At 66.9% G+C, this 10,600-nt stretch carries 9 protein-coding genes; 5 read left to right on the top strand and 4 right to left on the bottom strand.

Features of this window, described 5'->3' with window-relative positions:
- The first annotated feature begins 32 nt into the window (after positions 1–32).
- A complete protein-coding gene (locus ACWDSI_RS01840; protein WP_449748578.1) occupies positions 33–824 on the top strand; it encodes a dioxygenase family protein in 792 nt (263 codons plus the stop codon).
- Positions 825–865: 41 nt separating this feature from the next.
- Positions 866–2,194, top strand: a complete 1,329-nt coding sequence (locus ACWDSI_RS01835; RefSeq protein ID WP_449748579.1) for an aminotransferase class III-fold pyridoxal phosphate-dependent enzyme — start codon at positions 866–868, stop codon at positions 2,192–2,194.
- Between the two features lie 30 nt (positions 2,195–2,224).
- Here ACWDSI_RS01835 and ACWDSI_RS01830 read toward each other — a convergent pair whose 3' ends face one another.
- The 3 genes from ACWDSI_RS01830 to ACWDSI_RS01820 are packed head-to-tail and all read right to left on the bottom strand — an operon-like array spanning position 2,225 to position 4,880.
- Positions 2,225–3,007, bottom strand: coding sequence for a GntR family transcriptional regulator (locus ACWDSI_RS01830; RefSeq protein ID WP_449748580.1), 783 nt, complete (start codon positions 3,005–3,007; stop codon positions 2,225–2,227).
- Between the two features lie 28 nt (positions 3,008–3,035).
- Positions 3,036–3,818, bottom strand: a complete 783-nt coding sequence (gene fabG, locus ACWDSI_RS01825; RefSeq protein WP_449748581.1) for a 3-oxoacyl-ACP reductase FabG — start codon at positions 3,816–3,818, stop codon at positions 3,036–3,038.
- Positions 3,819–3,860: 42 nt separating this feature from the next.
- Positions 3,861–4,880, bottom strand: a complete 1,020-nt coding sequence (locus ACWDSI_RS01820; protein WP_449748582.1) for a phosphotransferase enzyme family protein — start codon at positions 4,878–4,880, stop codon at positions 3,861–3,863.
- Between the two features lie 265 nt (positions 4,881–5,145).
- On the opposite strand from ACWDSI_RS01820, the gene ACWDSI_RS01815 reads away from it, so the two are divergent.
- The 3 genes from ACWDSI_RS01815 (at position 5,146) to ACWDSI_RS01805 (ending at position 9,796) form a co-directional block, all read left to right on the top strand.
- Positions 5,146–6,705, top strand: coding sequence for an APC family permease (locus tag ACWDSI_RS01815; RefSeq protein ID WP_449748583.1), 1,560 nt, complete (start codon positions 5,146–5,148; stop codon positions 6,703–6,705).
- Positions 6,706–6,783: 78 nt separating this feature from the next.
- Positions 6,784–8,094: an aspartate aminotransferase family protein gene (locus tag ACWDSI_RS01810; RefSeq protein WP_449748584.1), complete on the top strand. Its 1,311-nt coding sequence runs from the start codon at positions 6,784–6,786 to the stop codon at positions 8,092–8,094.
- A 7-nt stretch (positions 8,095–8,101) separates the two neighbouring features.
- Entirely contained in the window at positions 8,102–9,796 is a 1,695-nt protein-coding gene (locus ACWDSI_RS01805; protein WP_449748585.1) for a hypothetical protein, read from the top strand.
- A 6-nt stretch (positions 9,797–9,802) separates the two neighbouring features.
- On the opposite strand, the gene ACWDSI_RS01800 is transcribed toward ACWDSI_RS01805, so the two are convergent.
- Positions 9,803–10,576 (bottom strand): TetR family transcriptional regulator, encoded by a 774-nt coding sequence (locus tag ACWDSI_RS01800; RefSeq protein ID WP_449748586.1) that lies wholly within the window; start codon positions 10,574–10,576, stop codon positions 9,803–9,805.
- Positions 10,577–10,600 lie beyond the last annotated feature (24 nt).

Below are 10,600 nucleotides of genomic sequence, written 5' to 3'. Positions count from 1 at the left end.
CGGACCGTGGTCCGATTTGGTATCATTGGTGCATGTCGCAGCCCGATCCCGCCCGTATGCCGCCCCTGTTCCTCAGCCACGGCGCTCCCCCGCTGGTCGACAGTGCACGGTGGGTGCAGCAGCTCACCGACCTGTCGGCGAGCCTGGACCGTCCGACGGCGATCCTGGTGGTCTCCGCGCATTGGGAGGCGGCACCGCTGACCATCGGCTCCACCGATCCGGACACACCGCTGACCTACGATTTCTGGGGATTCCCCGAACGCTTCTACCGCACCACCTACTGGTCGCCCGGCGCCGCCGACCTCGCCTCGCGGGTCGCGTCGATGATGCCCGACGGCGAACCGATCGCCCACGACGCACACCGGCGACTCGATCACGGCGCCTACGTGCCGCTCACCGTCATGTATCCCGACGCCGACATCCCGGTGCTGCAGATCTCTCTGCCCACACTCGATCCGGCACGTCTGCTCGACCTGGGTCGCCGCCTCGCCCCGCTGCGCGACGAAGGTGTGCTGATCATCGGATCGGGGTTCACCACCCACGGCCTGCCCTATCTCACCGACCCCCGGCCCGAGGCCACCCCGCCCACCTGGTCGAAGGAGTTCGACGCCTGGGCGCACGAGCGATTCGCCGCGGGAGATGTGGAGTCGCTCATCGACTTCCGGCACCGCGCACCGGGAATGCCGTACGCGCATCCGACGATCGGACACTTCGCGCCGCTGTTCGTCGCGCTCGGCGCCGGCGACGATCCGCAACGCCCCGGAGATCAGGTGATCGACGGCTTCTGGATGGGTCTGGCCAAGCGCAGCCTGATACTCGCCTGAACGACCACGCACGCGGGACCGATTGCTGCGACGATGGAGGCATGCCCGCACCGCACAATCCCGACGCCGCCCAGATCTACGCCACCGAGAGGGCTCACGTCTTCCACTCCTGGTCGGCGCAGGCGACGATCGACCCCCTGGTGATCACCGGCGCCGACGGCTGCCACGTGATCGACGGCGACGGAAACCGGTTGCTGGACTTCTCGTCCCAGCTGGTCTTCACCAACATCGGCCACAATCATCCGCGGGTGGTGGCCGCGATCGCCGAGCAGGCGTCCACCCTGTGCACGGTGGCGCCCGCCCATGCCAACGCCGCCCGCGCGCGGGCCGCCGAACTGATCGTCGACATCGCCCCGGAAGGGTTCACCAAGGTGTTCTTCACCAATGGTGGCGCCGACGCGGTGGAACACGCGATCCGCATGGCGCGGCTGACCACCGGACGCTACAAGACGCTGTCGGCGTTCCGCGGCTACCACGGCGGCACCCAGCAGGCGATCAACCTGACCGGGGATCCACGCCGCTGGCCCAACGACTACGGCTCGGCGGGCTCCGTCCACTTCTTCGGACCTTTTCTCTACCGCAGCGCTTTTCACGCCACCACCGAAGAGGAGGAATGCGCTCGCGCGCTCGCGCACCTGTCGGATCTGATCGACTTCGAGGGACCCGACTCGTTTGCCGCGATCATCCTCGAGTCGGTGCCCGGCACGGCCGGGATCATGCCGCCGCCACCCGGATATCTGGCCGGTGTGCGACGGCTGTGCGACCGGCACGGCATCGTGATGATCCTCGACGAGGTGATGGCGGGATTCGGCCGCACCGGAAAGTGGTTGGCGCTCGACCATTTCGACGCCGTGCCCGATCTCATCACGTTCGCCAAGGGAGTGAACTCCGGATACGTGCCGCTCGGCGGCGTCATCATCTCCGAGCCGATCGCCGACGCGTTCGCCACCCGCCCCTACCCCGGCGGCCTCACCTACTCCGGCCACCCGCTCGCCTGCGCGGCCGCGGTGGCCACCATCGAGACCATGCGTGACGAGGCCATCGTGGAGAACGCCGCACGCATCGGCGCCGAGGTGCTCGGGCCGGGCCTGGATGAACTCGCCGCGCGACACGAGGTGATCGGAGACGTCCGCGGGCTCGGGGTGTTCTGGGCGGTGGAACTCGTCGCCGACCGTGCGACCCGTGAACCGCTGGCACCCTACGGAGGCAGTTCGGCGGCGATGAAGGCGATCGCCGACCGGGCTCAGCGCAACGGACTCCTGTTGTTCCAGAACATGAACCGTTTCCACCTCACCCCGCCGTGCACGGTGTCGGCCGCGGAGACCAAGCAGGCACTTGCGATCCTCGACGACGCACTGAGCGTGGTCTGACCGCGCCGACGGTCCGGGGGCATGCGACGGTCAGGGATGGACGATCCGGACCACCCGGCCGTCGTCGGTGAGTTCCTCGTCGACCGCGGTGGCCGACGTGGTGGCCACGATGCGAATCCGGTCGGCGCGAAACACGTCGACGCCGTATTCGAACGGCACACCGCCACGATCGCGGGTCACCCGGGTCACCGACACCAGCGGGCTACGCACGGGGATGTGCAGCCATCCCGCCTCCCGCGGGTTGGCCAGCACCACCTCGAATGTTTCTGCGGCAGAGGCCACCACGAATCCGTACCGCACCCGTAGCAACTCGTAGAGCGACCCGCCGAGTGGTTGTTCGAGTAGGTCCGGTGCGTCGTCGGCCACGAAGCACGCGCGTTCCACCGACAGCGGGTGGGCGTCGGCGAACCGCAGTCGCCGCACCACGATCACCTCCGAATCGGCCGACACCTCCAACGCGGCGGCTTCGTCCTCGGTGGCCGGGCGCCGTTCGGTCCCCAGCACCGTCGACGAACTCGTGTGTCCACCGGACTGGAGCCGTCGCGGCAGCGGAAGCAGTTCGGCCGCATTGCGTTCGACCACGTCCGAGCGGATGAACGTGCCGCCCGCCCGGCCGGCACGACGTTCGATGATGCCCGCTCGACTCAGCGGCAGCAGCGCGCTGCGCAGGGTGGCACGAGATACCGCGAAGGTCTCGGCCATCTCGCGTTCGGAGCCGAGGCGAGACCCGGGCCGCAGTCGTCCGGCGGCCAGCATCGCCAGGATGCGTCGCCGAACGTCCTCGGCGACCGGACCACCGTCTGTCTCCGCCATCGCGCACCTCCGTCGGCCCTCGCGGGGCTCAGGATACGGGACGAACCGCGTCCGGTGACTCGGGCAACGTCTGTCCGCCGTCGACGGCGATCGCCTGACCGGTGATGTAGGACGCCTCCGCGGAGGCGAGGAACGCCGCGAGATGTCCGATGTCGCGGGGATCGCCGAGTGTCCCGGCCGGGATGGCGCTGGTCATCGAGTTGATGTACTCCTCGCCCATCTCGGCGAGCCCCTCGGTGAGGATGTTGCCGGGCATGATCGCGTTGACCGTGATTCCCTTGGGCGCCAGTTCGATTGCCGCCGAACGCATGAAACCCAGTTGGGCCGCCTTCGACGCGCCGTAGTGCGACCAGCCGGGGAATCCGGTGATCGGGCCGGTGATCGAGGAGGTCAGGATCACGCGTCCGCACGACGATCGCGTCAGGGCCTCGATCGCGGCCTGCACCGAGTAGATGGTGCCCTTGACGTTCACGTCGAGGATCTCCGCGAGGTCATCGGGGGTCATCGCGTCCAGCGACGCCTCCGGGAAGATGCCTGCGTTGGCGCACAACACATCCAGCCCGCCGAACGCATCCACCGTCTGCGCCACCATGGTGCGGCACGATTTCGGGTCGGACACGTCGGCGCTCACCCCGATCACCGATCCGGTTCCCGCAGCGGACAGTTCGTCGACGACGGCGTCGAGCTGGGCCGTCGAACGTGCGGCGATGGCCACGTCCGCACCTGCCGCGGCGAACACCCCGGCGATCCCTTTCCCGATTCCCTTGCTGCCCCCGGTGACGAGGACCGAACGGCCGTCGAGCGTGAACATCGATACTCCTTTGCCTCGGTGTTTGCGGTCACATACCCGGTGTCAGGTGGTGCGGCTCGGGGCGGGCGTCATGCCGCAGGCATCGGCGAGCCACGCCGGATCGTGCAGGTACCGATCAGCCAGTTCGGCGGTGCCCGAGGCGAAGTGACCGCTGACCTGTTGCGCGATCTCGGCCTCGGGGTGGGTCCCGATCCACGCGGTCAGCATGAGGCGGCGAACCATCACGAAAGTGGGGATCATGGCCCTGTGCTCCTCGCCGAGATCGCGGACACGCCGGTAGCCGTCCAGCCAGGCGGCGATGATGGAGTCCACCTCGGCGGAGTCCTCCATCCACGACACCACCGAGCCGAGGTCGGCGAGAAACCAACTCCATCCGCAGTCGTCGAAGTCGATCACGGTGATCGTGTCGACGGTGTCGGACCCGACCATCAGGTTGGCCAGCCTGAGGTCGGCGTGCACAAGGCCGAACCGGTCGGGGGCCGTCCCGTAGCGGTGCAGCGCGGCGACCGCCTGCTCGGCGGCCGGCGTGATGCGTTCGCGCAGAGAACGGTTCATGTTCGGAGCGGATCGCCAATCGCCCCAGCGCGCCTGTGGTCCGAGCATGGTGTCGGCATCCCACCGGAATCGTTCGAACCATTCCGGCCGATCCCACCCACACGCGTGCGCGTGCAGGCGGGCGGTGATCTCGCCGAGGTCGTCGTAGCCGATGTCGGTGGGTCGTTCTTCGGCGATCACACCGTCGATGAACTCGAACGCCGAGACGAATCGGGTGGCGCCACACGAGGTCACGGACGTCACCGATTCACCGGTGGTGGCCGGGACCAGGGACGGCGTCCGCACGGCGTCGACCCTTCTGAGGTCGTCGATCCAGGCGAGCTCCGACCGGATCGCGGGCAACGGATGATAGCCGTCGCGGTGGATACGCAGCACGAGACGACGATCGCCCTCGGTGAGCAGGAACGTGGCGTTCTCGCTGATCGACAGCAGCGTGATCGTGGCGTCACCGAAGCCGTACGCGGGTGCGGCCGCTCGAGCGAAGCGACGGTAGGGATCGGGGTCCATCACTCCTCCTCTGGTTGTACGTAGCGTCCCGTGCACACCGTCGTCTGGCAACGGGAGCAGACCAAATAGCGAAGGTTTTACGTGGCCGACCCGCACGTAACCACGCCGAAACGTCAATGGGCGGTTTGCGCACTTTGTGCTGGTTGACGTGTATGTTCAACGCAGCTCACAATGATCTCCACCCAACGGTCGGTCTCGACCATTCGGTGTGCTCTCTCGTCCCCAGCGGTGCGGACCAGACCAAAAACATTCCTGTGAGGTACTGATGAGTGACCTGGTGAAATCTCCTGCTGCGACCGCCCCGCCCGGGGTGCAACGACTCAAACCCAACGCGGTCGGTCTGGTCGGCGTGCTGTTCATGGCCGTCGCCACCGCCGCGCCCATCACCGCGATGGTGGGCAACGTGCCCATCTCGGTGGGCTTCGGCAACGGCGCCTACGCCCCCGCCGGCTACATGGTGGCCACCATCGTGCTCACCCTGTTCGCCATCGGCTACGCGTCGATGTCGAAGCACATCACCGCCACCGGAGCCTTCTACGGTTACATCTCGCACGGGATGGGCAGAGTGGTGGGCCTGGGCGCCGGATTCCTCACCGCGCTGGCCTACATGGTGTTCGAGGCCTCGCTGGTCGGGATCTTCTCCTTCTTCGGCGAGGACCTGTTGAAGTCGTTCTTCAACGTCCAGATCCCGTGGATCATCCTGGCACTCGGCATGCTCGCGGTGAACGCCGTACTCACCTACTTCGACATCAATCTGGCCGCAAAGGTGTTGGGCGTCTTCCTCATCACCGAGATCCTGATGCTGACCCTGATGGCGCTGTCGGTGCTGTTCAGCGGCGGCGGCCCGCAGGGGTGGTCGTGGGGATCGCTGAACCCGATCAACGGTTTTCACAGCCTGTCGGGTTCGGTGGTCGGCATGGATGGGAGCACGATCGCGGTGGCCGGGTCCGCGGGCGTCGGGCTGTTCTTCGCCTTCTGGTCGTGGGTCGGATTCGAATCGAGCGCGATGTACGGGGAGGAGTCGAAGAACCCCAAGAAGATCATCCCGATCGCGGTGGTCGGCTCCGTCGTCGGGATCGGCGTGTTCTACGTGTTCATCTCGTGGCTGGCCATCGTCGGTACGGGTCCGCAGAATTCGATTGCGCTGGCCCAGGATTCGTCGACCGCCGGCGACATCTTCTTCAATCCGGTGTCGCAGCATCTGGGCACCTGGGCCGTCGACATGTTCCGGATTCTGCTGATGACCGGCTCCTTCGCCTGCGGCATGGCCTTTCACAACTGCGCTGCGCGCTACATCTACGCGATCGGGCGCGAGGACGTGATCCCCGGCACCGCCAAGACTCTCGGCGCCTCACACCCCAAGTACGGATCGCCCTACATCGCCGGATTCGCCCAGACCACGGTGGCGACCCTGATCGTGGTGTTCTTCGCGGTGACCCACCGCGATCCCTACACCGGGCTGTACGGACTCATGGCGCTGCTGGGCACCACGGCGATCCTGATCGTGCAGGCGATCGCGGCGTTCTCGGTGATCGCGTATTTCCATGTGCTCAAACGGCATCCGGAAACCGCGCACTGGTTCAAGACCTTCCTGGCCCCACTGCTCGGCGGACTCGGCATGCTGTACGTGATCTACCTGCTCGCCAAGAACGCGCAGTTCGCCGCCGGCACGGCGGCCACCGACGTGGTGTTCGCGGCGATCCCGTGGATCGTCGGAACGGTGGGTATCGCCGGTGTCGTCGTCGCGCTCGTCCTCAAGTACAAGTCGCCGGGCCGCTATGTGCACCTCGGGCGGATCGTTCTCGAGGACTCGCACGAACGCTAGTACCCACAGCACGGCGAGTACCGACAATCAGCGAGTACCGATAATCAGCGAGTACCGATAATCGAGGAGAAGGCAGCCGTGGGATTCTCGAACATCATGGATTCCAATATCTTTGATGGCACCGGAGTGGTGGATCCCATGGCTGCCGCCCTCGTGGCGGGCAGGCAACAGATGCTGGGCCCGGCCTATCGGCTGTTCTACGACCGCCCGGTACACCTGGTGCGGGGCAGGGGCAGCCACCTGTTCGACGCCGAGGGCAACCGCTATCTCGACGCCTACAACAACGTGGCCTGCGTCGGTCACGCCCACCCGTATGTCACCGAGCGGGTGGCCGCCCAACTCGGCGAACTCAACACGCATACCCGCTACCTGCACGAGGGCCTTGTCGACTACTCCGCACGATTGCTCGCGACGCTTCCCGTCGATCAGATCATGTACGCCTGTACCGGTTCGGAGGCCAACGACCTGGCGCTGCGGGTGGCAGACACCTTCACCGGCAACCGGGGGGTGATCGTCACCGAGGACGCCTATCACGGCAATTCGGCTGCGGTCAGCATGATCTCGCCCTCGCTGGGAAGCGGTGTGGGCCTCGGCGATCACGTGCGGACGGTACCCGCCCCCACGACGACGCCGGATGCCAGTGATGTCTTCGCCGCGAACGTTCGCGCCGCGATCGCCGATCTCCGCGAGTCGGGGTACGGCATCTCCTGCCTCATCGTCGACACCCTGTTCTCGTCGGACGGCATCTTTGTCGACCCCGGCATTCTGGGGGCGGCGGTGCGCGCCGTGCACGACGCCGGTGGGGTGTTCATCGCCGACGAGGTGCAACCCGGTTTCGGGCGAACCGGCGACGGTATGTGGGGATTCGCGCGGTCGTCGGTGGTCCCGGACATCGTGACGCTCGGAAAGCCCATGGGCAACGGTTATCCGGTGGCGGCGATGGCGGCCGCACGCGCGGTACTCGAACCGTTCGCCACCACCGTGCCCTACTTCAACACCTTCGCCGGCAGCCCCGCGGCGATGGCCGCCGCGGGTGCCGTGCTCGACGTCATCGAGGACGAGGATCTGATCGCACACGCCAAGGCCACCGGCGAGCGTTTGCACCGGATGATCGACGAGATCGGTGCGCGCCACGACGCGGTCGCCCAGGTGCGCGGCCGCGGGCTGTACATCGGTGTGGAACTGCGGACCGACGGCGTGGCCGACCGCGCCCTGGCCAAGCGGGTGACCAACGAACTGCGCGAACGCCGGGTGCTGATCTCGGTGTGCGGGCGCGACGGAAACGTCCTCAAGATCCGCCCACCGATGGTGTTCTCGGCGTCCGACGCCGACTGGTTCGGCACCGAACTCGACGCAGCCCTATCGGCTGCGGCACCCGACGGGTCATGATGGGGACATGAGCGAGACGTACTTCGACCTGGGTACCTACACGCGGCCGGTGACGACTTCCTCGCCGCAGGCACAACTGTGGTTCGACCGCGGCCTGGTGTGGGCGTACGGCTTCAACCACGAGGAGGCGGTCGCCTGTTTCGACCGCGCGATCGAGGCCGACCCGGAGTGCGCGATGGCCTACTGGGGTGTCGCCTACGCGATGGGCCCGAACTACAACAAGCCGTGGGAGTTCTTCGACGACGTCGAGCTGGAAACCGCTGTGCAGCGCACACATTCGGCGGCGTTGCGGGCCCGCGAGCTGTCCGCGTCGGCGAGCCCGGTCGAACAGGCACTGATCGGAGCCCTGGTCCACCGCTATCCCGCGGCCGAACCGACCGGGCCCGCCGGTGATGCCGACACCTGTTCGGTGTGGAACGTCGGGTTCGCCGACGCGATGCGCGCCGTGTACCGGCAGTATCCCGACGATCTCGAGGTGGCGGCTCTGTTCGCGGATTCGATGATGAACCTGACGCCATGGGCGCTCTGGGATCTGACCACCGGCGAGCCGGCGCCCGGGTCACACGCAGTGGAGATCCGGGAGGTGCTCGACGCGGCGTTCCAACGTCCCGGCGGGCGCGACCATCCGGGTCTGCTGCACCTCTACATCCACCTCGTCGAGATGTCCGCGGCACCCGAGAGCGGGCTGCTCGTCGCCAATCGCCTGCGTGAGCTGGTGCCCGATGCCGGTCACCTGCAGCACATGCCGACTCACCTCGACGTGCTGTGCGGCGACTACCAGCAGGTGATCACATCGAACCTGCGCGCCATCGACGCCGACGACAGGTTCCTCGCGTATGCCGGCCCGATGAATTTCTACACGCTCTACCGTTGCCACAACCTGCACTTCGCGATCTACGGGGCCATGTTCCTCGGGCAATCGGAAGTGGCGTTGTCCACCGTCGCGCGTCTGGAGGCCACCATTCCCGACGACCTCGTGCGCGTCGAGGTTCCCCCGATGGCCGACTGGATCGAGAGCTTCCTCAGCATCCGGGTGCACGTGTACATCCGGTTCGGCATGTGGCCTGAGCTGATCGCGATGAGCCTGCCCGACGACCGCGAACTCTATTGCACCACAACGGCGATGATCCACTACGGTCGCGGGGTGGCCTACGCCGCGACCGGCCGGGTGGATGAGGCACAGGCCGAGCGGGAGCTGTTCGCGGCCGCGGTGAGCCGGGTTCCGACCTCGCGCACCCTGTTCAACAACACCTGCGTGGACATCCTCGCCGTGGCGTCGGCAATGCTCGACGGCGAACTCGAATACCGGCGCGGCAGCATCGACGATGCGTTCGCCCACTTGCGGAGATCGATCACGCTCGACGACACCCTCCCCTACGACGAACCGTGGGGATGGATGCAGCCGACACGGCACGCCTATGGAGCGCTGCTACTCGAACAGGGCCGCGTCGAGGAGGCCGAAGCGGTCTACCGCGCCGATCTGGGCTACGACGACACACTTGCGCGGGCGGTGCAGCATCCACGCAATGTGTGGGCGCTGCACGGGTATCACGAATGTCTGACGAGGCTCGGAAAGAGCGGCGAGGCAGCGATCATCGGGCGTGAACTCGCCCTGGCCGCCGCGCTGGCCGACGTCCCGATCACCGCGTCGTGCCTGTGCCGCCTCGACGCGGTGGGTACGGACACGCCGCACTGCTGCTGAACCGGTTCAGCTCTCGTCGTCCGCGGATTCTGCCACGTCGTCGTCCGCCGATTGGCCGTCCGCCGATTGACCGTGTGTCGGTTCGCCAGGTGCGGTGGTGCGATCGCGCGGCTCGACGTAGTCGGGTCCGACGAGTTCCGGGTCGGGATCGAGGCGGGTGAGGCCGTTCCAGCACAGATTGACCAGATGCGCGGCCACCACCTCCTTGGGCGGTTCCCGGACGTCGAGCCACCATTGCGCGGTGACCGACACCATGCCGACCAGGGCCTGGGCATACAGCGGTGCCAGTTTGGGATCGAATCCGCGTCGCTCGAAGTCGCCGGCGAGGATGTGCTCCACCTGGCTGATCGCGTCGTTGAGCAGGCTTCCGTACGTGGCGGTGTCGCCGGCGCCGGAGCTGGTGCGCTCACCGCGAACCAGAATGCGGAAACCGTCGGTGCGCTCCTCCATGTAGGTGAGCAGGGCAAGTGCCACCTGCTGAATGCGGTAGAGCGAGCGATTCTTGGTCAGCGACGACGTGACCATCTCGAGCAGGGTTTCCATCTCGCGGTCCACCACCACCGCGTACAGGCCTTCCTTGCCGCCGAAATGCTCGTAGACGATGGGTTTGGAGACCCCCGCACGCTGGGCGATCTCCTCGATCGAGGTGCCCTCGAAGCCACGTTCGGCGAACAGACCGCGGGCCACCTCGATCAGCTGCAATCTGCGCTGGGCGCCGGTCATCCGCGCGCGGGGGGCGCGATGGACCTCCGCCTTGTCCGTCGGGCGACTCACTGGCATGGCTCCCAGACTATCGAGGAGTGC

This window comes from Gordonia sp. NPDC003429 (assembly GCF_053588575.1).
Note: the sequence above shows the minus strand (reverse complement) of the source record. Positions and strands in the feature narration are given on the sequence as shown.